The sequence below is a fragment of the Halomonas sp. GFAJ-1 genome (assembly GCF_000236625.2).
GTDB lineage: Bacteria > Pseudomonadota > Gammaproteobacteria > Pseudomonadales > Halomonadaceae > Vreelandella.
Genome location: NZ_AHBC01000027.1, coordinates 185,416 through 210,416 on the forward strand (window position 1 = coordinate 185,416; position 25,001 = coordinate 210,416).

Below are 25,001 nucleotides of genomic sequence, written 5' to 3' on the forward strand. Positions count from 1 at the left end.
GAGAGGCGCTTTTACTTGATGATGCCCTGCTCCCGCGCCATGGCATAGGCTGCCTGGGGGCCATTCCAGAGTGATGGCAGTAAGATCAATGACACGGGAATCGCAGTAATCACGATAAACTGCTGCAGCGCGCCGATTTGTCCAGCGCCCATGTAGAGCAGAACCGCCGCCATCAGCGCCATCGCAATGCCCCAGAAGGCACGTATGTAAGGGCTGGGGTTGTCGTGACCAGCGCCCACTACCGCAATGGCGTAGCTCATTGAATCACCCGTGGTCGCCACAAAAATGGTGGTCAGCAATAGAATTGCCAGCGCCATCCAAGTGCCGCCGGGCAGCGCCTGGGCAACTGTTAATGTTGCCACATCAAATTGGAAGTTGTTCAGCGCATCGGTGAGGTCAATGACGCCGTTGAGCTGGTAGTAAATACCCGAGCCGCCCAGCAAGGTAAACCATACGGTAGTCGCAATAGGCGCAAGAACCGCAACGGCTAGAATCATCTCGCGAATGCTGCGGCCCCGAGAAATACGCGCCACAAAAATTGCCATTAACGGCGCATAGCCAATAAACCAGGCAAAGAAGAATACCGTCCACCACTGCATCCACCACGCTGGTGCGGTGTCGGCGGTCATGGTCGCCATGGTGAAGAACTCACTCGCATAGGCGCCCATACTCGCAACGTAGGTGTTGACCAAAAACAGCGTAGGCCCAAAGACGAAAATCGCCGCGCCAATCGCCAGCGCCAGCAGCACATTAAAACGGCTGAGTAGCTGGATACCTTTGTGTACGCCACTCATGGACGAGAGCACATAAACACTGCCCAACACTGCCAAAATAATCAGCTGTCCGGGGTAGCCTTCAGGTAGTCCAAATAGCTCATGCAGGCCAAAGCTTACCTGCGTTGCCAAAAAACCAATCGGGCCGACCGTGCCGGCAACGACTGCAATCACACAGCACGCATCGACTACCGCCCCCAGTGGGCCACGCATTAGGCGCTCGCCTAAAATTGGGTACAGCAGCGTACGCGGTTGAAGCGGTTGGCCTTTCACATAGTGGGCGTGGGCCAGCACTACTGCCGTCAGGGAGCCCAGTACGGCCCATGCCATGAAGCCCCAGTGCATAAACGACTGGGCCAGCGCGCCAGAGACGGCTTCAGCGGTGCCTGCTTCGGTATCAAATGCCGGCGGCGTGACCACGAAGTGATAAACCGGCTCTCCGGCAGCGAAAAATACCCCGCCACCCGCCAGTAAGGTGCACAAAATAATCGATAGCCACTTGAAGGTGCTTATTTCTGGTGTATCAAGATTACCAATTTTAGCACTGGCAGCGGGGGTGGCGGCCAAGCCAATCGCGATAAAGAAGGTCAGCAAAAGCAACAGTTGAAAGTAGCTGCCCAGCACCAGGGCCGTCCAAGCGAACCCGGCGCTGATGGAGTCGGCGACCAGCTCAATGTCGTACAGTGACAGAGCAAGAAACGCGACGATAAAGCCAATGCTGAGGAGCAGCACAATAGGGTCGCCAATGGTACGCTGTATGCGGCCCTCGTTTGGGACAGGTTGGTTCATAAAACACCTATAAATGAAAAGTCAGGGGCAGAGGTGCCCATTTATCAGCACCTTGCGCAAACGGGTGTAACGCATAGGTCCACAGATTTTTTTAAAGCTTGGTTTTTCGAACAAAAAAAAGCGCCATTCAATGAATGGCGCGAGGACAGGAAACTGGATGTAGTTTATCGCAAATATAGACCAAGGTCTAATGCGTTTTGCTTTGGTGCAAGATAAACACCGTCATGCACTGATATAAAGCAGTCAAAAAGCGTCCGTAGGCGAAGAGTTCTCAGCGTTTTTCAGAGAGGGACTTTCATTACCAACGAAACAGCAGCGAGGCACTGGTGGTGTGATCAGTACGTTCGCTGGCATCTTCTGGCGGTAGTGAATTGTGTTTGATCTCGTGGGATAGCCGTAACGACAGCCGAGAGTTCAAGCGTGTTGTCAGGGCTGTGAGTGACCGTGACGTCGTATTTTGGTCGGTATACTCAACGGACATCTCCTGCTTAAGGTCAGAGTGTTGCGAAAACTCCCAACGGTAATCAAGGGCGGAATAGGCCACGGCGAGCCGCTCATTTTCGTCGTCGCGTAGTCGATCGTGACGATAGCCTGGCCCCGCCTCAAGGGAGAGGTAATGGCGCTCACCATCGACAATTTGTCGGCCGTAGCCACCAATCGCGGAGAGCTGTTGGTCGTAACCGGCAAAGCGGTCTTTTTCCCACCGAGCAAAACCGAATAAATAGTGCGGGCCGTTAAAGTCGTAGCGCTCGCGGCCCGCCAGTAAATACTGTTCAGCGCTTGTGTTGCCATCTCTGCTGACATTGCGCACTTCACCGCGCAGTGAGTGAGTCAACTGGCCGGTAATCCATGTTAGGCGTGTTTTGCCAATCAGAGTACGGCTATCGGTATTGCCGGAAAGCTGGTTAAACCCAAGCTCAGCGTCGCCACTGAATAGGGGGGCGTCATCTTGAGGGGGAGGGGGCGCATAAAATGGGCTAGCCGTTGCTGCAGAAACCCCTACTAAACTACTGGCTAGCACGATACATCTTGTAAGGCTTAGCACGACTCTCCTCCTTGAGTACACAACGGTGCGAACAGCTGACCTTAAAGCGCAGCTAGTAGGTATCAGTATATAGACGCGGCTAGATGGCTGCTATTAAGGCAACGTGCCACAACAGCGCCATGGCTAACGCCTCTTGGCATTGCGGTGCCATAATGACGCTGTCGCGCACTATGAGTTCCGTTATGACTGCTTCCCGCCCCCGAACGCTGGCTGAATTACAGCGCTGGCGCCGCACCCGCGCAAAACACCGCTGGTATAAGCGCAGCTTTCGCTTACAGGTCATGCTGTTGGTGGGCTTCTTATTGGCCGGTATGCTGCTGGCGCAAGGCACGTATCTGAATCACCGCAAAGCGGAAATCATTACCTATCAAATGGGTGAGCGGGCGTTGGCGGTGGCTAAAACGGTGGCGGGTATGCCGCAAATCATTCATGCGTTTGCTACCCCTGATCCCGCGTTAATTATCCAACCCTTGGCGGAGCGCGTTCGCCAAGAAACCGGCGCCCGCTATGTGGTGGTGGGCAATGCTCAGACGATTCGCTATTCGCACCCGCTGCCGGAACGCATCGGCCACCCCATGGTAGGCGGCGACAACGACCAAGCGCTGATTTATGGTCAGTCATATGTGTCAGAGGCAACCGGCACGCTGGGTACCGCAATGCGCGGCAAGACTCCCATCTGGGATGAAGAGGGGAATATTATCGGCGTGGTCTCGGTGGGCTTTATGCTCGATCGTGTGGCCATGGATGTGGGGCGCTATACCAACTTTGGTTGGGCGTTAGTGGCGCTGATGATCGCCTTAGGGTTTGCAGGCGCCTACTGGCTGTCACAGCATCTTAAAAAGGTCATTCTTGGTTTAGAGCCCTACGAGATTGCCCGTCTGGCCATGGAAAAAGAGGCGATTTTACAGTCGATCCACGAGGGTATTCTGGCGGTCAACCGCGAGGGGCAGATTACCTTAGTGAATCAACAAGCGCGGCGTTTTTTAGGATTGCTGGATGAGCATGTGCTGCTGGGCCAGCCGATTCGCGAAGTGGTGCCTAATTCGCGGCTACTGGAAGTATTAAGGCACGGTGAGCAGGAGTTCAACCAGGAGATGTGGCTGGGTGACCACCCGGTGGTGGTCAATCGCGTGCCGATTGTGCATGAAGGCGAGATTGAAGGCGCCGTTGCCACATTTCGTAGCCGCCGTGAGATTGTTGACCTTTCCCAAGCGCTGACCCAGGCAAGCCGTGATGTGGATATGCTGCGTGCTCAAGCCCATGAGTTTTCTAACAAGCTGTACACTATTTCAGGCTTACTCCAGCTAAAACGTATTGACGAGGCGCTGGCGCTGATTCATCACGAAACTGAACGTGCTCAGGCGCAGATGAGCTTTTTGATGCGCCATGTCACCGACGCGGTATTAAGCGGAACGCTGCTGGGTAAGCTGACCCGTGCCCGAGAGCTTGGGGTTGCGTTGGAAATTGATGAGCAGAGCTCACTCTCCAGCCCCTTAACGCCCACTGGACAAGAGGTCATGATGAGCGTGGTGGGCAACTTATTGGATAATGCCTGCCATGCTGCGCTTAATGGCCCAAACAGCGATACCCCAACAGTCCGCCTGTTCTTTACCGACCTGGGGGAGCAGCTGTTGATTGAAGTAGAGGATAACGGCCCAGGCGTCCCTGGTGAGCATGCACAGTCGATCTTTCAAGAAGGGTTTTCGACTAAAACCGGCAAGCATCGTGGCATTGGTTTAGCCTTGGTCGCGCGGCTGTGCCGTCAGCACGGCGGTGAGGTGACGCTAGAAGAGAGCGAATTAGGCGGTGCGTGCTTTATTGCTGTGCTTGATCGCTCGCTTTGCGATCAAGCAGCCACGACGTCCTACTCATAATAACGATGCCAGTATAAGAGGGATGACTATGTCTACGGCGCAGTACGGTATTTTGGTCGTCGAAGACGATTTTCGCATTGCTGATATCCATAAAGCGTTTATCGAACAGAGCGACGGCTTTTATGTGGTGGGAATGGCACGCAACGGCAGCGAAGCAAAAGCGCTAATGGCCGAGCATGCTGACACTATCCAACTGATTCTATTGGATGCGTATTTGCCTGATGTGGAAGGCCTAGAATTGCTATGGGCTATCCGGCGCGACTATGTGCATGTGGATATTGTGATGGTGACCGCCGCCCGTGAAGTGGAAACCATTAGCGAAGCGCTGCGCGGTGGCGTTTTCGACTACCTGATTAAACCCATTGAAGTCACGCGGATGAGCCAGATGTTGAGCCGCTTTCGCCGAGAGCGAGCAGCCTTGGCCAATCGCGTTGAAATGAATCAAGACGAGCTAGATCAGGTGCTAGCGCGGTTGCAGCCGAACGAGCCACCGCGGCCAGCGACGCGCTCGCTACCCAAAGGGGTTGACCGATTAACGCTACGCCGCGTGGTGGATGCGCTGGCAGCAGCACAGGACTCGCTTACGGCTATGCAGGTGGCGCGCACCATGGGGGCAAGCCGCTCCACGGCGCGGCGCTACTTGGAGTTTTTAGTGGCTGAACAGGCGGTTAACGCAGAGCTAGGGTATGGCGATGTTGGTCGACCTGAGCGGCGCTACCGGCTACTAGCCGCGGCGAAAGGCTGGTTAGAGGCGCTGTAATGTATCCGCGTGAACAAAATGAACAAAACGCACATAAAGAACAGTTTGTCCTTTATGCCCATAAGCTTGTCCCCTGAACCTAACTTCTTCTAACGTTCTCAGCGTAACCACACTACAACACGCATATAACCACACGTTTATAACGTTGTTTATAACAATACGCTTATAAAAAATAGCTGAATCGTGGAGAACGCCAATGATCTCGCCTTCCCTAAAGCGCCTAGCCGTGCTGGCCCTGCCGATGGCTGCCCTTGCCGTAACAACCAACGTTCACGCTGAAGAGTGGTCGCCGAGCCGCTCAATTGAATTTGTAGCCCCGGCTAACCCAGGCGGTGGCTGGGACACACTGGTACGTACCGTTTCCCGTGTGCTGCAAGAAGAGCAGCTTGCTGAGCGTAACTTTGCGGCGATTAACGTGCCTGGCGGCGGCGGTGCGGTCGCGTGGGCGCAAATCGCCCGCGATAGCGGTAACCCACACAAGCTGTTTGCGACCAGCCCACCGATAATTCTGGTACCGCTCGCCGGTGCCTCCCGCTACGACCACACTGATTTCACACCGGTCGCGCGCTTAATTACCGATTACTCCATCATTTTGGTTTCTGCAAACGCTGAGTATGAAACCATCAATGACCTATTTGATGCGTTAAAAGAGAACCCTCGTTTGAGCGTTGGTGGCGGCAGTGCCCCTGGCTCTATGGACCACATCTCAGTGGCGGGCTTGGCATCAGCGGCGGGGTTAGATGCCTCTAGCGTCAACTACATTCCGTTCTCAGGCGGTGGCGACGCCATGACCAACCTGATGGGGGGGCATGTAGAAGCGGTTATTACCGGCGCCGGTGAAGCCGCTGGCCAGTTGGGAGAAGGCAGTCAATTACGTGCACTGGGCGTATCCGCACCTGAGCGTTTGACGGGCAGCTTAGCGGATGTCCCCACCTACCAAGAGCAGGGTGTTGATTACACGTTCGATATCTGGCGTGGCGTGATGGGTACCCCCGACATGCCTGAAGAAGCCGTCACCTACTATGAAAATCTCTTCGCTGAAATGCTAGAAACCGACGGTTGGCAGCAGGCCCGTGATCAGCTGGGCTGGATTGATGCCTATCAAAGCAGCGAAGAATTTGGCGACTTTTTGGATCAGCAGAAAGAGCTATTCAGCGACGTGCTGAGCGAGCTTGGCCTACTGCGCCAGTAAGCGCTCCTCTGAGTCCTCCCGATGGCGTTTCGCCATCGGGATTCATCGTCTGAGACCGATACCGCAAGGCAGTGCTTAAATGCCACGGCGCCTTCGGAGAGATTCCAATGACTCGATTAAACACTAACCAGTGGCTGGCACTTGTGTTAGCGCTGTTGGCGGCTGCCTATCTAGCGATGGCGTGGCAGATTCCTGTTTTCCCGTTGCCACGACCAGTGGATTCTGACCTGTTCCCTAAAGTGCTGGGCGCGGCGTTGCTATTGCTATCGGTTTTTCTCTTTTTTGAGAAACCCACCCCGATTGCAGGCGCCGATGAAATCGATCAAGACGCTACCCAAGGGCCGCTGCTGCTTACTCCCTGGGCACGCGTTGTAATAACCGCGCTGGCCATTGCTGCCTACGCGCTGCTGCTGGTGCCATTGGGTTTTGTGCTTGCCTCAACGCTACTGTGCGTTGGCTTGACCGCTTACTACGGCTACCAACGTCATGGGGTCAACCTAGCGTCCTCTTTGGGTGTGGTGCTGGTGCTTTATCTGACGATGACGCGGGTCATGGATGTTTACCTTCCAACCGGCGTTCTGCCGTTCTAATCACACCGTGATGCTGAATTTGTAGCGGGTTTTGCGAGAGAGTCTCCCATGGATGCCTTAAACAATTTGATGTATGGCTTTGGCATCGCGCTTGAGCCAATGAATATTGCGTATGTCTTTGCTGGTGTATTTGCGGGCACTATTATCGGCATGCTGCCGGGCCTAGGGCCGATTAGTGCACTGGCACTGATGATTCCGATTACCTTTGCCATGGAGCCTTCGTCAGGGCTGATCTTGATGGCGGGGGTTTACTACGGCGCGATTTTTGGCGGCTCTACGTCGTCTATTCTGCTTAATGCCCCCGGTGTTGCAGGCACGGTGGCGACCTCCTTTGACGGCTATCCGTTGGCCAAGCAGGGGATGGCCGGGAAAGCGCTGGCTATTGCTGCCTATGCCTCCTTCATTGGCGGCACCATTTCGATTGTCTTTTTGATGCTAGTGGCACCGCTACTTTCCAAAGTCGCGGTGAGTTTTGGCCCACCGGAGTATTTTGCGTTGATGGTACTGGGCCTTACCGCCGTGGTCTCACTATCGGATAAATCCTTGGTGAAAGGGTTAATTGCGGCGGTAGTGGGTGTGATGATCTCCATTGTTGGTATCGACTTACAAACGGGTACCGAGCGCTTTACCTTTGGCACTATTAACTTGCTCGACGGTATCGATTTTCTGGTGGTGGCTCTGGGTATTTTTGCCTTGGCAGAAGTTTTTTACATGCTGCTACGGGGCGGTGGCGGTAAAGCGCCGAAGCGAAATGCGATTGGCTCGCTAAAACTGTCGGGCAGTGAAATGAAGCAGATTGCAGGCCCTATCAGCCGTAGCTCGGTACTTGGTTTCTTTACCGGGGTGCTGCCTGGCGCAGGGGCCACGATTGGCTCTTTTCTTGGCTACAGCATGGAAAAACGTATTGCTAAAGATGGCGATACTTTCGGTAAGGGCAATATTAAGGGGGTTGCTGCCCCGGAAGCGGCCAATAACGCTGCCTGTACCGGTTCATTTGTGCCGCTGCTAACGCTGGGTGTGCCGGGTTCTGGTACGACGGCGGTGCTGCTGGGTGCGCTTTTGGTGATGGGGGTAACGCCTGGGCCAATGATGCTTGAGCAGCGCCCGGATGTGTTTTGGGGGGTTATCGCGAGTATGTATATCGGCAACATCTTCCTGCTGGTACTCAACCTGCCGCTGATTCCACTGATCGCCAAAATTCTTGATCTACCACGGCCACTGCTGCTATCGCTGATTTTAATCTTCTGCATGATTGGCGTTTACGGCATGAGCTTCAGCGTATTTGATCTACTGCTGCTGCTTGGTTTTGGGTTGATTGGCCTGGGGATGCGCTTATTTGGCTTCCCCGCAGCACCGCTGATTTTGGCGCTGATTCTAGGCAATATCATGGAAGAGTCCATGCGCCGCGCGCTGCAGATTTCTGGCGGGGACTGGATGATTTTTGTTGAAAAACCCATCTCACTGAGCCTTCTGCTTATTGCGCTGCTGTCGCTTGGTTTACCGCTCTTAAAGAAGCGTCGTAAGCGCCCCGTGGCTTAAGCATCCCTCTTTTTAAAAAACGTTTAGCGCCTTAGCCTAGCTAGGGCGTTTTTTTAGTTTTTTACACTAAATCGCTGTGAATGCTTTCTTGGTGCATGGTGCTCTCCTGGTGCATCCAAGCCGTGCATTAAGGATGCGTTAGCGCGCTACGTTAGTGCATAAAGCGTTTTTAGGTGTTTCTTAGTTAATGGCTAAGTGTTTGATTTATTATTTATTAAATTCATTTGTTCCAGTGTGGCGCACCCCTTGCAGGCGTAATAGGTACCACTCTAGTGGACGTGCTGAAGCGCACCAATGCCGGTAGCAGCAAGAGGCAGAGGTTTCAGCACGCAGCCAACATACAGAGCCCCAAGCATAAGGGGCGCAAGGAGGTTCAAGTGACCACACTGCAGCGCAAGACACACCCTCGCACCCTTGGCCGTTTTACCACTGGCTTAATTGCCGCCGCGGTAATGGGCGCCAGCGCCCACGCGGTTGCCCAAGATAACGACCCCATCAAAGTCGGTATTCTTCATTCGCTTTCAGGCACCATGGCGATCAGTGAGTCAACGCTAAAAGACACCGTTGAGATGCTAATTGAGCAGCAGAATGACGCCGGTGGTTTGCTGGGCCGCGAGCTTGAAGCCGTAGTGGTCGACCCGGCTTCTAACTGGCCGCTGTTTGCCGAGCGCGCCCGTGAGCTGCTGGCTCAGCATGAAGTAGACGTTGTGTTTGGTAACTGGACTTCGGTATCGCGTAAAGCCGTTCTACCGGTGTTTGAAGAGCTAAACGGCCTGCTGTTCTACCCGGTACAGTACGAAGGGGAAGAGTCTTCTGAAAACGTCTTCTATACCGGCGCGGCCCCCAACCAGCAGGCGATTCCTGCCGTTGAGTATCTGATTAATGAAGTCGGTATCGAGCGTTTTGCACTGGTCGGCACCGATTATGTCTACCCGCGCACCACCAACCGGATTCTGGAAGCATTCTTAAAAGATGAGCATGGTGTGGCAGACGAAGACATCATGATCAGCTACACGCCGTTCGGCCATTCGGACTGGCAGAATATCGTCTCTGAAATACGCCGCTTTGGTGAAGAGGGCAAATCTACCGCCGTGGTTTCGACGATTAATGGCGATGCCAATGTTCCCTTCTACCGGGAACTGGCTAACCAAGGCATTGACGCTGCGGATATCCCGGTGATTGCTTTCTCGGTAGGTGAGCAGGAGCTTTCAGGTATTGATACCGGGCCGCTTGTGGGCCACTTGGCCGCGTGGAACTACTTTATGAGCGTTGATACCGACGAAAACTATGACTTTATAGATGCTTGGATTGACTGGACCGGCGATGAGGAAGCCGTCACTAACGACCCCATGGAAGCGCACTACATCGGCTTCAACATGTGGGCGGAAGCGGTACGTAAAGCAGGTACTACCGACGTTGATGCAGTAAAAGAGGCAATTATTGGCGTAACGGTTCCCAATCTCTCCGGCGGCTATGCGGCCATGATGCCTAACCACCACATTACCAAGCCAGTGCTGATTGGTGAGGTGCAGGATAACGGCCAGTTCGACATCGTATGGCAAACGCCGTCAACCGTTGCGGGCGATGCCTGGTCTGACTACCTGCCGGGTTCACGTGATTTGATCGCCGACTGGCGTGCGCCCATGCGCTGCGGCAATTTCAACGTTGCGACCGGCTCCTGTGGTGGTAGCACCGCAGCAGAAGAAGCCGAGGCGGCCCTCGCTGAGTAACACCCTTATCCCTTGCCGCACTGCTTCGCTAGGCCCATGGATGCCAAGCGAAGCAGTGCAACAACACGCGGCAAGGGAGCACGCTACCTCTCCTTTTTAGACAACCCTTGTTAGACAACCAAAGGAAGAACCCCTATGAGGCGTTTCCTTTCCTTGGGGCTTTTGTGCGCGCTGCTACTGAGCATTTCGTTCACTGCACAAGCACAATCTGACTCCAACCCACCTGATGACTCAGCCGCGCTGGAACTGCTCGAAGCGTTGGACGTGCGTTCTTATCCTGCCAAAGGAGAGGCGATTACGGCCATAGTGCAAAGCGACGATGAGCGCGCCCGCGACTGGCTACAGGCACTCCTGGATGGCCGCTTACAACGCACTGACGACGGCCGTTTTGTGGTGGTGCTTGATAACCGTGGTCGTGACTGGCCAGTGGCGGATGCGTTGACCAATGAACCTCTGGGCGATATGTCGCGCCGCGAGCTGGATCGCATCGGTATTAATAACGCCCTGCGCAATCAGCTACGCAGCGCCATTGCGGTGGTGGACCTCTATTCACCCGATGTTGAGCGTCGCCGTTCTTCGGCAGAACGGTTATTGGGTGAAGTGGATGAAGAGCTAGCCGAGCCGCTCGGTGAACTGATCACAGAGGAGGAGGACCGCCAGGTACAGCGTCGCCTTGCCCAGGCGCTTGCCATTTATCAAGTAGAGAGTGGCCAGCTTGAAGGCGTTGAGGCACTGCGCGGTAGCCTTCACCCCCGTGCCCGTGTGGCGCTCAGCCGCGCGGCCAGCGGGGAAGATCCTATTATTGCCGATGCAGCAAGAGAAGCGCTGAGCAGTATTGAGCAGAATCTGAGAATCAACCGCGGTATTGAGACCCTCTACTTCGGCTTAAGTTTAGGCTCCGTATTGGTGCTGGCGGCGATTGGTTTGGCAATTACCTTTGGTGTCATGGGGGTGATTAACATGGCCCACGGCGAGCTGATCATGCTGGGCGCTTATACCACCTGGATGATGCAGCAATTCTTGCCCGGCCAGCCAGGGCTAGCGTTAATCTTATCGATTCCTGCGGGCTTTATGGTGGCGGCACTTGCAGGTATTGCCATTGAGCGTGGCGTGATCCAGTTCCTCAAAGGCCGCCCGCTGGAAACCCTGCTAGCCACCTTCGGTATTAGCCTGATTCTGCAGCAGCTGGTGCGCACGGTGATCTCGCCGCTGAACCGCACCGTGATTACACCCGAGTGGATGAGCGGTTCGTTGGTGATTAACGACGCCCTGTCATTAACGCTCAACCGCATGTTTGTACTGGGTTTTGCACTGGTGGTGTTTGCAGGCCTGATGCTGATTATGCGCCGCACGCGCCTGGGGCTTGAGGTTCGCGCCGTGACTCAAAACCGCGCTATGGCACGCTCTATGGGTATCCGCGCTACCCGTGTGGATATCATGACCTTTGCGCTGGGCTCTGGCGTGGCAGGTTTGGCAGGCGTTGCGCTCTCGCAGCTGACCAACGTAGGCCCCAACCTTGGCCAAAACTACATTATTGATTCGTTCATGGTGGTGGTGTTTGGCGGCGTGGGCAACCTGTGGGGCACCCTGGTGGCTGGGCTCTCCCTGGGCATTATCAACCAAGTGTTGGAACCCTGGGCAGGCGCAGTGCTTGCCAAGATTATTGTGCTGGTCTTTATCATTCTGTTTATTCAAAAACGCCCGCGTGGACTCTTCCCGCAGAAGGGCCGGGCTGCGGAGGGCTAAGCGATGTCATCAACGACTTCATTAACGACGCAATCATCCTCGAGCCAGTTTTGGCTAACCCGCCCGTTTGGCGAACGGGCCACGCAGATTTTTCTTGGCGTGCTGTTTGCCGCACTTCTGCTGGTCACTGTGCTGCACCTAGCGGTACCCCAGGGCCATCCGCTACATGTGAATGCCTACACGGTAAACCTGTTTGGCAAGTACTTAAGCTACGCGCTGCTGGCGGTAGCGGTCGACCTGGTGTGGGGTTACTTGGGTATTTTAAGCCTTGGCCACGGCGCATTTTTTGCCATTGGCGGCTACGCCATGGGCATGTACCTGATGCGCCAAATCGGTGACCGTGGCACTTACGGTGACCCGGTATTACCGGATTTCATGGTGTTTCTCAGCTGGGATAGCCTGCCCTGGTACTGGCTCGGCTTTGATATGGCCTGGTTCGCGTTTGCCATGGTGTTGATAGCGCCCGGCCTGCTGGCATTGGTATTCGGCTTTTTAGCTTTTCGCTCACGGGTGACCGGGGTTTATCTGTCGATCATCACCCAAGCGCTCACCTTTGCCCTGATGCTGGCATTCTTCCGCAATGAGATGGGCTTTGGCGGCAACAACGGGCTGACCGATTTCCGCGAGCTGCTGGGCTACAACCTGCGCAGTAATGACACCCGCTTAGGACTATTTATTGCTACCGGCGTGGCGCTAGCGCTGGGCTACGTTCTTTGCCGCGCGATTGTCACCAGCAAACTAGGCCGAGTGTGTGTGGCCACCCGAGACGCCGAGGCGCGCACGCGCTTTATTGGCTACCGGGTGGAGCGTTTTCAGCTATTTGTGTTTGTGGTGTCAGCCATGCTGGCGGGCTTGGCGGGGGCGCTATACGTGCCACAGGTAGGCATTATTAACCCCAGCGAGTTTTCGCCAATTTTCTCTATTGAGATTGTGCTGTGGGTCGCGCTGGGCGGTCGTGCCACGCTATATGGCGCGGTAATTGGGGCAATTTTGGTTAACTACGCCAAAACCGTGTTTACCGGCGTGATGCCGGATGCCTGGCTGTTTGCCCTAGGGGCGATGTTCGTACTGGTAACGGTCTTTCTGCCCAAGGGCGTGGCGGGGCTATTTCGCCATCTCAAGCGACGCAAGCAGGGCGATGAGAGCGAACAACCCAACAGCACACCTAAGGAGGCCGCCGTATGAGCTTTTTACAATCGCTGAGCCAGCGCGACCGGGTGTTTGATTTTATGGCTCCCCAGGCTTCCCCGGTAGATGTGCGCCATGGCCCGATTCTGTATATGGAAGATGTCACAGTGAGCTTCGATGGTTTCAAGGCCATCAACAACTTAAACCTGACCATCGATGACGGCGAGCTGCGCTGCATTATCGGCCCCAACGGGGCGGGTAAAACCACTATGATGGACATCATCACCGGCAAAACGCGGCCCAACCAAGGCAGCGTGTGGTTCGGTAGTCGCCATAATCTGCTGCAAATGAACGAACCTGACATCGCCAGCCTAGGCATTGGCCGTAAGTTCCAAAAACCTACGGTGTTTGAAGCGCTTAGCGTGTTCGAAAACCTAGAGCTTGCCATGGCCGCAGATAAGCGGATTTTTCCCACGCTGACCGCCCGCATGACCGGTGAAATCAAAGACCGCATTGATGAGGTGCTGGAAACCATTGGGTTGACCGCGCTGCGATACCAGCCTGCCGGCATTCTCTCCCACGGCCAGAAGCAGTGGCTGGAAATTGGCATGCTGTTGATGCAGCGACCGCGCTTGCTGCTGGTGGATGAGCCGGTGGCGGGGATGACGGAGCAAGAGATGGAGCGCACCGCCGAGCTACTAACCAGCCTTGCGGGTAAGCAGTCTGTGGTGGTGGTAGAGCACGATATGGGGTTTGTGCGCTCGATTGCCCGAAAAGTGACCGTGCTGCATCAGGGCAGCGTGCTGGCAGAGGGCAGTATGGATCAGGTATCAAGCGACCCTAAGGTGGTTGAAGTCTACCTGGGTGCCGATGATGAGGAGGCCGCCTGATGCTATCCATTGAAAGGCTCAACCAATTTTATGGGCAAAGCCATACGCTGTGGGATTTAGACCTTGAGGTGCCCGCAGGCGAATGCACCTGCGTGATGGGCCGTAACGGGGTGGGTAAAACCACCTTAATGAAGGCCATCATGGGCGAAGTGGCAGTGAAGAGCGGCCAGCTACGCTACCAAGGCGGTGACGGCGACATTGAGCTGACCAAAAAAGCCGTTGAAGCACGCTCCCGAATGGGGATTGGCTTCGTACCTCAGGGACGGCAGATTTTTCCGCTGCTCACGGTGGAGGAGAACCTGCGCACCGGGCTTGCTGCCCGAGGCGACGGGCTGAAAAAAATCCCCGAGCGCATCTATGACCTGTTCCCCGTGTTAAAAGAGATGAAGCATCGCCGGGGTGGCGACTTATCCGGCGGGCAGCAACAGCAGCTCGCTATTGGCCGTGCGCTGGTGATTGAACCTAAGCTGCTGATTCTTGATGAGCCAGGGGAGGGCATCCAGCCCAATATCGTCGCCCAAATTGGTCAGGTGATTCGCCAACTGATCAAAGAGGACGGCTTAACAGTGCTGCTGGTAGAACAGAAGCTACCCTTCGCCCGCAAATACGCCGACCGCTTCGTGATTATGGATCGCGGCCGACCGGTGGCCAAAGGCGATATTAGCGAGCTTTCCAACGCGCTGATCAAGCAGCACCTGACCGTTTAAGTTATCCACACCCGATTCACGGCGCCCACTAATTAGTGGGCGCCGTAGGTAATAGCACAGGTTGTAAAAACAGAAGGTGTAAAAGTATTGAGTGTGAAAACCTTTAGTTTGAGAACTTAGGGTGTTATGAATAAACAGTTTAAGAACTTGGCGTTTAAGAACAAAGAGTGAAAAAACCCTGCGCTGGGTTCGTGTTGGCAACATTGCTTTACGGTAACATGGCTCGCCTTAACAACCAGAGCCGGGTGGAGTATGCGTTATAAAGATAAAAATCAGCTCGCTACCGAGTGGCGAACGCTGCTGGAAAGTACGCCGATGGCGTTACGCCAAGCGGTGGAAGCGCTGATCGAACAACACTGCGCCCACTTTGCTGATCACTTCTACAGCGTCATGCTAGAAGATCCTCATGCCTCGCTGTTTCTCTCTAACGACCAAGTGCATCAGCGCTTAAACCCTTCCATGCAGCGCTGGCTAAGTGCCATGTTTGCCGTAGAACTGGCTGACTTCGATGCGCTGGTCGTGCATCAGGAAAAAATTGGCCAGGTGCATGCCCGTATCGATATCCCGGTTAATCTAGTGCTTAACGGAGCACGACAGCTTAAACAGGCAATTTATCAGCAGATGAAAGCCACTTTTGATAGCCCGCTGTCGCCGGGAGACGCCTCTGTGTATGTCTCCAACCATATTGATATGGCCATGGAAATTATGAGTCACGCCTACTCCGTCGCCAGTGACCGCAATGCGCGCACTGAAGAGGCATACAAGCTCTTTTCTCTGACCCAGAGTATCGGCGATGAGCGCGAGCGGCAGCGTTCGGCGCTATTGGACTGGGAAAATACGCTGATGTTTGCCGTGGCCGCCCAGCAGGAGATAGCCAACTTTCCCCGGCTAGCAAACTCCGAATTTGGCCTATGGTACTTTCATAAAGCCTGCCATGCCTTTGAGGGCGCGCCGGAAATTACGACGATATCGCGCCACATTCAGCAGGTGGATAGCGAATGGTTAAAGGCCCTGGCCAGCGAAGATACCACTGCACGGCTGCGGGCGTTGAGCGATATTCGCACCGCTGCGCGCACCATCATCATGCTGTTAGATGATGTGCTAGAGCGCGCTTCAGGTTTAGAAGCAGGGCGCGATAGTTTAACCCGGCTGCTTAATCGTAAGTTTCTTTCCGTAGTACTTAACCGTGAAGTTGAGATTGCCCGCCATTCAGACAAGCGCTTTGCGCTATTAATGGTGGATATCGACCACTTCAAGTCGATCAATGATACCCATGGGCACGATGCTGGCGACAGCGTACTGCAGCAGGTAGCGAGTATTCTTGACCGCTCCACTCGCGGTGGCGACTACGTATTCCGCATGGGCGGCGAAGAGTTTTTAATTGTATTGGTCGACACTGACCAGGATGGCAGCCGGCTGTTTGCCGAGCGATTGAGGCAAGCCGTGGCCAAAGAGCCTATGCTCGCAACGGCCGATACACTGCTCAATGTGACGGTAAGCGTTGGATTAACACTCCACGATGGCCACCCGGACTACCAGCGCTCCATGCAGCGCGCCGACCAAGCGCTCTACCAAGCCAAGCGCGGTGGGCGTAACCGGGTCATTGTGCAATAGGCGATAAGCGATGGAGGCAAAATGACACACGGCCTAGTGCTCACCTCGCACTATGCTGATAATACCTAGCGATACGATTCACTCGCGCTTTACAACAAGCACAATAATAGCAAGGATCAGCCTACCCCATGACGAATCGGTGGCGTCGACAGAGAAACCAGCGCAAGAGTATCGTCATTGCTATCGTTGTGTCGTATGTGCTGTTTTTGCACGTATTGCTGGGTGGCTATGCTCAGGCAGCGCTGCTTGGTAGTGGTGGCCACTCTCCGCTGTTTGTGTTGTGCGACCCCCACGGTGTGATGGCTAATCGGGGTGGCGCGACGGATACCGCAGGCTCCAGCGAGCTTAATCATCTTCTATGCAAATCAGCCTGCGCACTTGGTGCTGCGCTGGCGAGCGTACCGCAAGGCTTTATAGCCTTGGCTGATGTGGAGGCTTTGCCTCCTTATTGTGAACCTCTTCAGCAAGCCTTTGGCTTGTTCATGCTCTGTTATGCGCGTGCACCTCCTGACGTGACAGCGTTCCTACTATCTTAACCATTAATGAGGTCTGTCGCTTTGTGTTGCACTTTTGATTAGCAACAAAGTGTCTCTGTCTACGCTTTATAGGAGCTTTTTATGTTTACCCTTCGTACAGCACTGCTTTCCTCGCTGCTATTAGTCAGTACCACTCTGTTTGCCCATCATGGCGGTTCGCATGATGATGACGCGGATGGTGGCTCGTCACATATTAAAGCCTCCCAGCCTTGGACACGCGCTACGCCGCCCGGTGCAGGCGCTGGGGGAGGATTTGTCACGCTTACTAACCATGGCGATCAAGGCGATCGGCTAGTCAGCGCTTCGACCCCTATCACCGAGCGAACGGAAATTCATACCATGGAAATGGACGGCGAGGTGATGCGCATGGTCCCGTTGCCGGGTGGTATTGAAATTCCTGCCGGTGAATCAGTGGCCCTAGCCCCCGGTGGTTTGCATCTGATGTTCATGGATCTTCCCCGCCCTATCGTGGAAGGTGAGCCGCTGCCTGTCACGCTGGAGTTCCAGCGTGCTGACAGTATTGAGCTTCAGCTTCAGGTAGTGCCTGTCGGGTCTTCGCCTGATGGCCTTAGTGCTCATGCTGACCAGCACCAAGAACACAGCCATATGGCACATTAAGCGTGCCACGCCGCGACGTTGCGCTGCTTTCCATTGGTTCGTTGGTATTGCTACTGACGTTGGCCGTGTTTTTTGTGGTCTTCGGCCGTCAATCCGAGGGCCCGACGCTGGCCGAGCTGGGTGGGCAATTTCAGTTGGTGGATACTGAAGGTGGGGTCGTTACGCAAGATGAGCTGATCGGAAAGCCGACACTGTTGTTTTTTGGCTTTACCTACTGCCCGGATGTTTGCCCTAACACACTGTTCAAACTCTCGCGTTTGATTCAGCAGTTGGGGCCGCAGGCAGATCAGTTCAACTATCTCTTTGTTTCTCTGGACTGGCAGCGTGATGGCCCTGAACAGCTGGCGCGCTACCTCTCGGTGTTCGACGAGCGCATACGAGGTCTGTCTGGAAACGAGGCACAAATTGATGCAATGGCTGACGCCTACCAGGTTCAGTACGAGCGTGTATCACTCGGACAAGGCGATTACACCCTCAGCCATACGGCTGCCACCTACCTATTGGATCGCGAAGGTAACGTCGTGGGCACTCTGGCCTACGATGTCGAGCCGGAGTTTGCCAAGGCACCCCTGATATCCTTACTGTCATCTTCCTGAATAGGCCATCAACGCCGACCAGCCGTCGGCGTTGATGGGTAGCAGGCCTAAGTGGCGTGCCTGGCAAGGCGGCGCTCTTGACGCGGCCGCACGATGCACCAGTCGATGACCAGCATCACCAACAGCGACGCGCCTACCAGTGGAAACAGCAACCCGCCGATGACCAGCAGGGCGATGAGCCCGCGGAACACCCGCGTGTCGGCAGGCAGGGGCGGCACGCCCATGGCGCCAGAGGGGCGGCGTTTCCACCACATCACACCCGCGGCCACGCACATCACGATGATGGCTAGGCAGGCGGCCAGCAGGAAGAGCTGATTGGCCAGGCCAAACTCCTGCCCCAGGTGAACGTTGATGCCGAACTCCAGCCAGCGGCCCAGAGGGCCGTAATCGGCGTAGCGCATGTCGATCAGCGGCTCGCCGCTGTACTGGTCGAGATGGATTACCCGCTGTTGGGCCAGGTCATCCGGATAGATGGAGCCGGTGTAGACGCCTGCTGCCGTTGTGGGTAGGTTGACGACATAGCCCTGCTGTAGCCCCAGCTCATCCAGAATCGCTACGATGCTGTTCAGCCCAAGGCGGGGTGTCGGCGTGGGTAGTGAGGTGGATTCCGGCACTTGGGCCTGCTCTAGCGACCAGCTGGTGGTGCCTTGATCGCTCAGGTAAGCATTGGACATGGGCACTTCCACGCGTACCCCCGAGGGGTAGCCGAAGTTGTTGCCGTTGGCCCACTGGTTGACCTGCCCGCCCCATACGCCTGACCAAGGCATGCCGGTAATGGCCAGAAATACGATAACCCCACCGGTAAAGATGCCCAGCACCGCATGCAGGTCGCGCCAAAACACTCGGCTGTTGGGTTTGCCGCGCACGCTCACCACGCCGTCGCGACCGTTGCGCGGCCACCAGAGGTAAATACCGGTAGCGACCAGCAGGATCGACCAGCCCGCTGCCATCTCGATCAGCTTGCGCGGGGTTTGTCCGAAGAGCTTGAAGCTATGCAGGTAGCGCACGGTCCACATCACCGTTCCCCGGTCATCCAGCGAGCCCAGCACCTCGGCGGTGTAAGGATTCACGTAGACCGCCAGGCGTTCGCCAGACAAGGTGTTGACGGTAATCTCAGCCGAGCTTTCCGGCGTGGCGGGGGAGGTGTATTTCACCGCCGTGCCGGGGTAGTCCTGCAGTGCCGCACTGACCTGAGCGGCAGGGGGCTGGGCGGCCTCCTGAACTGCCACGCGCTTTAGGTCGGAATGTATGAAGGCATCCAGCTCGTCATTGAATAAGTACAGCGCGCCCGTCAGTGAAAGGATGATCAAAAAGGGTAGTACCAGCAGCCCGGCATAGAAGTGCCAGCGCCAGACGGCGCGATACAGATCCAGCGCGGCTTTGCGCGCGGGTGGAGATGTGGAAATAGTCGACATGTGGGTGCTCCAGAGCCGCTGCATAGCGGCGAGCAGCGACTCCCCCTAAGGAGGCGCCACCACTGGGTAACAGGTGGGCAAGGCGCTAAGTGCGCCTACCCCGCGCAGTCATGGGGTTAACTGGCCTGCAGCAAGGGGGGAGCACGAGGGCAAGCGTGGGGGTAATCGAGCCATACCACCGTCCGTTGGGAGAACGTGTTTGGCAATGGCGACGCGTCGATAAACGCCCTGCCCAATGGCAGGAAGGTGGTTGGGTGCCGAGGATGACGGCTGCCAGACACCGCAGTAATCACACTGGTGGTGCCAGTGCTCCAGTGCGTGGGACGAGGAGGGAGTAGGGTCGGAGTGGCTGAGACACAAGGCATGCTCGTCATGGTGGGCATGACCTGACGCCTGCAGTTGGGAAAGCAGCGGCCCGGCAAACAGCAGGTAGATCGCGACGAACGCCAGACAAAGCGCTGCGCGATACCAGAGAGAGTCGGCAGACCGAAATGGATGCATCCCTACCACACTGATGAACGTTGTCAGGGCAAATGATGTCATGCCACGAGCTTGGTATGACACGAATCTGGCCGTGAGAGTGCTGTACCCGCAATTCACGCTCGCACAGTTTACAGGGTTCGCACTGAACACAATACGGTGAGCTCTTAACGACATGGTGTCGCGTATGGCCTGTTTGATGGCTCTTTTTTTATGAGCCTTTTTGGTGCGCGCTTAAAGTGCCACGCTTTTTTGTGTTCGGTTTTGGTGCAAGAAAGGCTTTTGTTTGCCCAGCCAGGAGAGTGCCAGCGAAGTGATAGGGGATATGGCGGCGCTTTCACCATTTTGGCGCACTCTTTGCATTAAACGGGGAAAGGCTTATCAAAAAGGATGCGACCGCTCCCCATGCTGCTGTGCGAACCCGCAACACCGCGTGCTGGCTCCGGCCACCGGTTTGACCAAGACCGCCACTGGGCGGCATCGTTGGCGCTGCGTTTTGCTAACCGCGACGGCATTACCCGGCTCACCCAGGCCCGCCATCAGGGGCCGCTTCGGGTACAGCGCCCGTTTTACCCCGAAGGCAGCGCGCAAGCCTGCCATGTATATGTGCTGCACCCGCCGGGTGGCTTGGTCAGTGGCGATGCGCTGACGATTAATGCCCACGTAGAGCACGGGGCCCATGCGCTGCTAACCACCCCCGCCGCAAATAAACTCTATAAAGCCGACAGCCAGGGCGTTGCCTGGGCTCAGCACACCGCACTGAACGTGGACGATGGCGGCATACTTGAGTGGCTGCCCCAGGAAACCATCGCGTTTGATGGTTCCAAGGGCAACCAGCGCACTCATATCGCGCTTCACGGCAGCGCGCGCTGCCTAGGCTGGGAAATCATGGCCCTTGGCCGTCCTGCGAGCGAACTCCCCTACCTTTCTGGCTGCATTGAGCAGCACTTTCGGCTAACCCTGGATGGCAAGCCGCTGTGGCTAGAGCGCCAGCCGTTAGACCCATCTCACCCGCGCTTTGCAGGGCGCTGGGGCCAGGGCGGCGCCACAGTACAAGCCACGCTATGGGCGGTAGGCCTGGAAGAAGCCGGGGCGGCGATTGATGAGCTACGCGAGTTACTGCCGGATAACCCGCGCTGGGCGGTTACCGTTCGCCGCGGCGTGCTGCTGCTGCGCTACCTTGGCAACTCCCGTAATGAAGCATGGACGCTGTGTGAACAGGCCTGGCACCTATTACGCCCGCGCTGGATTGAGCGTACAGCCCACACCCCACGCATTTGGCTAACCTAATGTGATGCACCGCTGGAGACATGCCCCATGGAACTGACCCCACGAGACAAAGACAAGCTGCTGCTGTTTTCAGCTGCCCAGCTGGCCGAACGCCGCAAAGCACGCGGCCTAAAGCTTAACTACCCCGAAGCCGTCGCACTGATTAGCTTTGAAATCATCGAAGGTGCCCGTGACGGCAGAAGTGTCGCCGATCTAATGAGCTACGGCCGTGAAATTCTTAGCCGTGACGACGTGATGGAAGGCGTGGCGGAAATGGTCGATGAAGTGCAAGTAGAGGCCACGTTCCCTGATGGGACAAAGCTGGTCACCGTGCACACGCCCATTGTGTAAGTAGCGAAGGGTGAATGATGGAGTTATGACACACACCTAACGCCTTACCCCTCACAGCAACGCGACGAAGGAGCAAGCAGATGATTCCTGGTGAGTATCAGTTAAAAGACGGTGATATTGAGCTATGCGTGGGACGCGAGCGAATCACGGTAGAAGTGGCCAATACCGGCGACCGCCCCATTCAGATCGGTTCTCACTACCACTTTGCTGAAGCCAATCCCGCGCTGGTGTTTGATCGCAGCAAAGCCCGCGGCTTTCGCCTAGACGTGGCGGCAGGCACCGCGATCCGCTTTGAGCCTGGCCAGACCCGCGAAGTCACGCTAATTCCTTTCGTCGGCAAGCGCGAAATCTACGGCTTCCGCGGCGATGTGATGGGTGCACTTGATGGAGGTAACCAATGACATCGGTTAACAAAATCAGCCGGCAAGCCTATGCCGACATGTACGGCCCCACGGTGGGCGACCGCGTGCGCCTGGGCGATACCGAGCTGTGGATTGAAGTTGAAAAAGATGCCACCCACTACGGCGACGAAGTGAAGTTCGGCGGCGGTAAGGTTATCCGTGACGGTATGGGGCAAAGCCAGCGTAACGACGGTACGGTCATGGATACGGTGATTACTAATGCGCTGATTTTAGACTGGTGGGGCATCGTCAAAGCCGATGTTGGCCTGCAAAACGGGCGCATTGCAGCGATTGGCAAGGCGGGCAACCCCGACGTACAGCCTGATGTGGAGATTGTGATTGGCCCTGGCACTGAAGTTATCTCAGGCGAAGGCAAGATTCTCACCGCTGGCGGCATCGACGCGCATATCCACTTTATCTGCCCCCAACAGGTAGAAGAAGCGCTCATGAGCGGCGTGACTACCATGTTGGGCGGGGGGACTGGCCCGGCGACGGGCTCCAACGCTACCACCTGCACCCCCGGCGCTTGGCACATTGGCAAGATGCTCCAAGCGGTGGACGATTTGCCGATGAACATTGGCCTGCTCGGCAAAGGTAATGCCAGCCTGCCTGAAGCATTGGAAGCGCAGCTAGAAGCCGGTGCCATGGGGCTCAAGCTCCACGAAGACTGGGGCACCACGCCTGCATCGATTGATACCTGCCTAAGCGTAGCGGAAAAGTATGATGTACAGATCGCGATCCACACCGATACGCTAAACGAATCCGGCTTTGTGGAAGACACCCTGGCGGCGTTTAAAGAGCGTGGCATTCATACTTACCACACCGAAGGGGCAGGCGGCGGTCACGCGCCGGATATCCTGACTGCCTGCTCAAAAGAGTACGTGCTGCCGTCTTCCACTAATCCGACGCGGCCTTATACGGTTAACACCATCGACGAACACCTGGATATGTTGATGGTCTGCCACCACCTGGACCCCAATATCCCTGAAGACGTAGCTTTCGCCGACTCACGCATTCGCCGTGAAACCATCGCCGCTGAAGATATTCTCCACGATTTGGGCGTGATCTCGATGATTGCATCGGACTCCCAAGCCATGGGGCGGGTGGGCGAAGTGGTCTGCCGTACCTGGCAAACGGCCCATAAAATGAAGGTACAGCGCGGCTTACTGCCCGAAGATGAAGCGCTGGGCGCGGATAATCTGCGTGCCAAGCGCTATATTGCCAAATACACCATTAACCCTGCCATCACTCACGGTATTGCCCATGAAGTAGGCTCTATCGAAGTAGGCAAGCTGGCTGATTTAGTGCTCTGGAAACCGGCGTTTTTTGGCGTAAAGCCCTCGCTGATTTTAAAAGGCGGCATGATTGCGGCAGCCCCTATGGGCGACCCCAATGCCTCTATTCCCACGCCGCAGCCAGTGCATTACCGCCACATGTTTGGCGCCTTTGGGCGGGCCACCAGCCATATCCGGCTCAACTTTGTTAGCCAGGCCGCCATTGATGCGGGAATTAAGGAGCGCCTGGGCCTGCATAGCACCTTAGCGGCCTGTAAAAACGTGCGTGGCGTGCGCAAAAAAGATATGAAGCTCAACGATGCCTGCCCAGAACTGACGGTTGACCCACAAACCTACGAAGTGCACTGCGACGGCGAGCTGCTCACCTGCGAGCCAGCGACCGAGCTACCACTGGCGCAGCGGTATCACTTGTTCTGATAAAGGAGCCCTTATGCTGAAACTGATAGAACGTTTAGGGCCGGTGGAAGAGAGCGCCGCCAGCGACACGCTGACACTGCCTTTTGAGCTGCGCATTCGCGGGCGCTTAAAAGCGGACAGCGACAGCGGCCAATCCTTAGGCCTGTTTCTAGACCGCGGCCCCGTGCTGCGCGATGGCGAAGGCTTAAAAGCCGAAAATGGCGAGATCGTGCGCATTTGCGCCGCGATTGAGCCTGTGGTGACTGCGCGAGTGAGCACGGGCCTGCCCCTGGCGAGGCTTGCTTACCACCTCGGCAACCGCCATGTGCAGCTCGCGCTGGGCGAAGACGAAAAGGGCGGCTGGGTGCGGTTCCCCCCCGACCATGTGCTAGAAGAACTGGCGGAATTGCTGGGAGCTGAGCTTGAGCATCACAACGCCACCTTCGACCCAGAACCAGGCGCCTATAACCAAGTAGGTGGCGGGCACTCGCACGGCCATTCGCACAGTCGTTCGCACAATCATGGCCACGCTCATTCCCACGACCACGACCACGACCACGACCACGCGCATGAGCACCACCATGCCCACTGAGCAGCCATCAGACCTCGCCCTGTTAGGGCTGATGCAGCTGGTCAGCCCGGCGCTGCCCATTGGGGCCTTCGCCTTTTCCCAAGGGCTAGAGAGCGCCTTTGAGCTGGGCTGGGTAAGCGATGAGCAAAGCCTTTCTGAGTGGCTTTCTGGCGTACTGGAAGATGGCCTAACCCGCTGTGAACTGCCGCTAATCGCGCGCTTGTACACCGCTTTTGAACAGCAGGACAGTAGTGCCATCGCCCTGTGGGACGAATGGCTAGCCGCCACCCGCGAAACCGCTGAATTAGCCACCGAGGATAGCCGCTTGGGTGCTTCACTCAAGCGCTTGCAGGGCAGCCTGAACTTATTGCCACATGAGACGTTACTGCCGGTTCAGGCCGGCTACGTCACCCTATTTAGCTATGCTGCTCACATGCGCGGCGTATCCAAGCGTCAGGCGCTTTTAGGGTTTGGCTGGGCGTGGCTGGAAAACCAGCTGGCAGTCGCCTGCAAAGCACTGCCCCTGGGCCACACCGCCGCCCAGCGCGTGATTGAACAGCTTCGCGGGGAGCTGGTGGCTGCCGTCGACCAGGCATTGTTGCTCGACGATGATGACCTTGGCCCCGTACTGCCCGGCGTGGCGCTGGCAAGTGCGCTGCATGAAACGCAATATTCACGCTTGTTTAGAAGCTAACT

Annotated in this window: 24 protein-coding genes; 20 read left to right on the forward strand and 4 right to left on the reverse strand. The window is 56.1% G+C overall.

From position 1 onward, the window contains the following. Positions 1-11: 11 nt before the first annotated feature. Both MOY_RS07900 and MOY_RS07905 read right to left on the reverse strand, forming a co-directional pair. Complete coding sequence (locus MOY_RS07900; protein WP_009098406.1) at positions 12-1,562, reverse strand: BCCT family transporter; 1,551 nt, start codon at positions 1,560-1,562, stop codon at positions 12-14. Between the two features lie 298 nt (positions 1,563-1,860). Further along, positions 1,861-2,607 (reverse strand): DUF481 domain-containing protein, encoded by a 747-nt coding sequence (locus MOY_RS07905; RefSeq protein ID WP_009098408.1) that lies wholly within the window; start codon positions 2,605-2,607, stop codon positions 1,861-1,863. Between the two features lie 182 nt (positions 2,608-2,789). On the opposite strand from MOY_RS07905, the gene MOY_RS07910 reads away from it, so the two are divergent. The 14 genes from MOY_RS07910 to MOY_RS07975 all read left to right on the forward strand — a co-directional run bounded on the left by MOY_RS07910 (position 2,790) and on the right by MOY_RS07975 (position 18,127). After that, the gene (locus MOY_RS07910; RefSeq protein WP_009098410.1) at positions 2,790-4,481 is read left to right on the forward strand and encodes an ATP-binding protein; all 1,692 of its coding nucleotides are present in this window, start codon (positions 2,790-2,792) and stop codon (positions 4,479-4,481) included. Positions 4,482-4,509: 28 nt separating this feature from the next. Next, entirely contained in the window at positions 4,510-5,241 is a 732-nt protein-coding gene (locus MOY_RS07915) for a response regulator (protein ID WP_009098411.1), read from the forward strand. A 196-nt stretch (positions 5,242-5,437) separates the two neighbouring features. Next, complete coding sequence (locus tag MOY_RS07920) at positions 5,438-6,433, forward strand: Bug family tripartite tricarboxylate transporter substrate binding protein (protein WP_009098413.1); 996 nt, start codon at positions 5,438-5,440, stop codon at positions 6,431-6,433. Positions 6,434-6,540: 107 nt separating this feature from the next. Further along, entirely contained in the window at positions 6,541-7,023 is a 483-nt protein-coding gene (locus MOY_RS07925; protein ID WP_009098415.1) for a tripartite tricarboxylate transporter TctB family protein, read from the forward strand. A 48-nt stretch (positions 7,024-7,071) separates the two neighbouring features. Beyond that, entirely contained in the window at positions 7,072-8,562 is a 1,491-nt protein-coding gene (locus tag MOY_RS07930) for a tripartite tricarboxylate transporter permease (protein ID WP_009098417.1), read from the forward strand. 377 nt (positions 8,563-8,939) lie between these two features. After that, positions 8,940-10,292 (forward strand): urea ABC transporter substrate-binding protein, encoded by a 1,353-nt coding sequence (urtA, locus tag MOY_RS07935; protein ID WP_009098419.1) that lies wholly within the window; start codon positions 8,940-8,942, stop codon positions 10,290-10,292. Positions 10,293-10,427: 135 nt separating this feature from the next. Beyond that, positions 10,428-12,038 carry an urea ABC transporter permease subunit UrtB gene (urtB, locus tag MOY_RS07940; RefSeq protein ID WP_009098421.1) on the forward strand — a complete coding sequence of 537 codons (1,611 nt, stop codon included), beginning with the start codon at positions 10,428-10,430 and terminating at the stop codon, positions 12,036-12,038. Between the two features lie 3 nt (positions 12,039-12,041). Further along, positions 12,042-13,223, forward strand: a complete 1,182-nt coding sequence (gene urtC / locus MOY_RS07945; RefSeq protein WP_009098424.1) for an urea ABC transporter permease subunit UrtC — start codon at positions 12,042-12,044, stop codon at positions 13,221-13,223. Next, on the forward strand, positions 13,220-14,056 hold the full coding sequence (gene urtD, locus MOY_RS07950) for an urea ABC transporter ATP-binding protein UrtD (RefSeq protein WP_009098427.1): 837 nt from the start codon (positions 13,220-13,222) through the stop codon (positions 14,054-14,056). Before urtC ends, urtD begins: the two co-directional genes overlap by 4 nt. Next, positions 14,056-14,763, forward strand: coding sequence for an urea ABC transporter ATP-binding subunit UrtE (gene urtE / locus MOY_RS07955; RefSeq protein ID WP_009098429.1), 708 nt, complete (start codon positions 14,056-14,058; stop codon positions 14,761-14,763). The genes urtD and urtE overlap by 1 nt, the downstream gene beginning before the upstream one ends. Before the next feature lie 252 nt (positions 14,764-15,015). Then, positions 15,016-16,377, forward strand: coding sequence for a diguanylate cyclase (locus MOY_RS07960; RefSeq protein ID WP_009098431.1), 1,362 nt, complete (start codon positions 15,016-15,018; stop codon positions 16,375-16,377). Between the two features lie 128 nt (positions 16,378-16,505). Next, complete coding sequence (locus tag MOY_RS07965) at positions 16,506-16,913, forward strand: hypothetical protein (protein WP_009098432.1); 408 nt, start codon at positions 16,506-16,508, stop codon at positions 16,911-16,913. Positions 16,914-16,994: 81 nt separating this feature from the next. Continuing rightward, a complete protein-coding gene (locus tag MOY_RS07970) occupies positions 16,995-17,531 on the forward strand; it encodes a copper chaperone PCu(A)C (RefSeq protein WP_009098434.1) in 537 nt (178 codons plus the stop codon). A gap of 2 nt (positions 17,532-17,533) precedes the next feature. Then, on the forward strand, positions 17,534-18,127 hold the full coding sequence (locus MOY_RS07975; protein WP_009098435.1) for an SCO family protein: 594 nt from the start codon (positions 17,534-17,536) through the stop codon (positions 18,125-18,127). 47 nt (positions 18,128-18,174) lie between these two features. Here MOY_RS07975 and MOY_RS07980 read toward each other — a convergent pair whose 3' ends face one another. Continuing rightward, positions 18,175-19,566, reverse strand: a complete 1,392-nt coding sequence (locus MOY_RS07980; protein WP_328287030.1) for a PepSY-associated TM helix domain-containing protein — start codon at positions 19,564-19,566, stop codon at positions 18,175-18,177. 84 nt (positions 19,567-19,650) lie between these two features. After that, complete coding sequence (locus MOY_RS17155) at positions 19,651-20,085, reverse strand: hypothetical protein (protein ID WP_139029302.1); 435 nt, start codon at positions 20,083-20,085, stop codon at positions 19,651-19,653. Between the two features lie 342 nt (positions 20,086-20,427). On the opposite strand from MOY_RS17155, the gene MOY_RS07985 reads away from it, so the two are divergent. From MOY_RS07985 to MOY_RS08010, 6 genes are all read left to right on the forward strand, one after another. Then, the gene (locus tag MOY_RS07985; protein WP_009098439.1) at positions 20,428-21,312 is read left to right on the forward strand and encodes an urease accessory protein UreD; all 885 of its coding nucleotides are present in this window, start codon (positions 20,428-20,430) and stop codon (positions 21,310-21,312) included. A 27-nt stretch (positions 21,313-21,339) separates the two neighbouring features. Continuing rightward, positions 21,340-21,642 carry an urease subunit gamma gene (locus tag MOY_RS07990; protein ID WP_009098441.1) on the forward strand — a complete coding sequence of 101 codons (303 nt, stop codon included), beginning with the start codon at positions 21,340-21,342 and terminating at the stop codon, positions 21,640-21,642. Positions 21,643-21,722: 80 nt separating this feature from the next. Continuing rightward, positions 21,723-22,043, forward strand: a complete 321-nt coding sequence (locus tag MOY_RS07995) for an urease subunit beta (RefSeq protein WP_009098443.1) — start codon at positions 21,723-21,725, stop codon at positions 22,041-22,043. After that, positions 22,040-23,755: an urease subunit alpha gene (ureC, locus tag MOY_RS08000; protein WP_009098445.1), complete on the forward strand. Its 1,716-nt coding sequence runs from the start codon at positions 22,040-22,042 to the stop codon at positions 23,753-23,755. The genes MOY_RS07995 and ureC overlap by 4 nt, the downstream gene beginning before the upstream one ends. A 13-nt stretch (positions 23,756-23,768) precedes the next feature. Continuing rightward, on the forward strand, positions 23,769-24,326 hold the full coding sequence (gene ureE, locus MOY_RS08005; protein WP_009098447.1) for an urease accessory protein UreE: 558 nt from the start codon (positions 23,769-23,771) through the stop codon (positions 24,324-24,326). Next, positions 24,316-24,999: an urease accessory protein UreF gene (locus tag MOY_RS08010; RefSeq protein ID WP_009098449.1), complete on the forward strand. Its 684-nt coding sequence runs from the start codon at positions 24,316-24,318 to the stop codon at positions 24,997-24,999. Before ureE ends, MOY_RS08010 begins: the two co-directional genes overlap by 11 nt. Positions 25,000-25,001 lie beyond the last annotated feature (2 nt).

What these genes read in the sequence shown, in the direction of transcription:
- urtC (WP_009098424.1), top strand. Translation starts at nt 12,042, where the DNA reads ATGTCATCAACGACTTCATTAACGACGCAATCATCCTCGAGCCAGTTT.
- ureC (WP_009098445.1), top strand. Translation starts at nt 22,040, where the DNA reads ATGACATCGGTTAACAAAATCAGCCGGCAAGCCTATGCCGACATGTAC.
- MOY_RS17155 (WP_139029302.1), bottom strand. Translation starts at nt 20,085, where the DNA reads ATGACATCATTTGCCCTGACAACGTTCATCAGTGTGGTAGGGATGCAT.
- MOY_RS07920 (WP_009098413.1), top strand. Translation starts at nt 5,438, where the DNA reads ATGATCTCGCCTTCCCTAAAGCGCCTAGCCGTGCTGGCCCTGCCGATG.
- urtE (WP_009098429.1), top strand. Translation starts at nt 14,056, where the DNA reads ATGCTATCCATTGAAAGGCTCAACCAATTTTATGGGCAAAGCCATACG.
- MOY_RS07965 (WP_009098432.1), top strand. Translation starts at nt 16,506, where the DNA reads ATGACGAATCGGTGGCGTCGACAGAGAAACCAGCGCAAGAGTATCGTC.
- MOY_RS07960 (WP_009098431.1), top strand. Translation starts at nt 15,016, where the DNA reads ATGCGTTATAAAGATAAAAATCAGCTCGCTACCGAGTGGCGAACGCTG.
- ureE (WP_009098447.1), top strand. Translation starts at nt 23,769, where the DNA reads ATGCTGAAACTGATAGAACGTTTAGGGCCGGTGGAAGAGAGCGCCGCC.
- MOY_RS07915 (WP_009098411.1), top strand. Translation starts at nt 4,510, where the DNA reads ATGTCTACGGCGCAGTACGGTATTTTGGTCGTCGAAGACGATTTTCGC.
- MOY_RS07990 (WP_009098441.1), top strand. Translation starts at nt 21,340, where the DNA reads ATGGAACTGACCCCACGAGACAAAGACAAGCTGCTGCTGTTTTCAGCT.
- MOY_RS07900 (WP_009098406.1), bottom strand. Translation starts at nt 1,562, where the DNA reads ATGAACCAACCTGTCCCAAACGAGGGCCGCATACAGCGTACCATTGGC.
- MOY_RS07995 (WP_009098443.1), top strand. Translation starts at nt 21,723, where the DNA reads ATGATTCCTGGTGAGTATCAGTTAAAAGACGGTGATATTGAGCTATGC.
- MOY_RS07930 (WP_009098417.1), top strand. Translation starts at nt 7,072, where the DNA reads ATGGATGCCTTAAACAATTTGATGTATGGCTTTGGCATCGCGCTTGAG.
- urtB (WP_009098421.1), top strand. Translation starts at nt 10,428, where the DNA reads ATGAGGCGTTTCCTTTCCTTGGGGCTTTTGTGCGCGCTGCTACTGAGC.
- MOY_RS08010 (WP_009098449.1), top strand. Translation starts at nt 24,316, where the DNA reads ATGCCCACTGAGCAGCCATCAGACCTCGCCCTGTTAGGGCTGATGCAG.
- MOY_RS07925 (WP_009098415.1), top strand. Translation starts at nt 6,541, where the DNA reads ATGACTCGATTAAACACTAACCAGTGGCTGGCACTTGTGTTAGCGCTG.
- urtD (WP_009098427.1), top strand. Translation starts at nt 13,220, where the DNA reads ATGAGCTTTTTACAATCGCTGAGCCAGCGCGACCGGGTGTTTGATTTT.
- MOY_RS07980 (WP_328287030.1), bottom strand. Translation starts at nt 19,566, where the DNA reads ATGCAGCGGCTCTGGAGCACCCACATGTCGACTATTTCCACATCTCCA.
- MOY_RS07970 (WP_009098434.1), top strand. Translation starts at nt 16,995, where the DNA reads ATGTTTACCCTTCGTACAGCACTGCTTTCCTCGCTGCTATTAGTCAGT.
- MOY_RS07985 (WP_009098439.1), top strand. Translation starts at nt 20,428, where the DNA reads ATGCTGCTGTGCGAACCCGCAACACCGCGTGCTGGCTCCGGCCACCGG.
- MOY_RS07910 (WP_009098410.1), top strand. Translation starts at nt 2,790, where the DNA reads ATGACTGCTTCCCGCCCCCGAACGCTGGCTGAATTACAGCGCTGGCGC.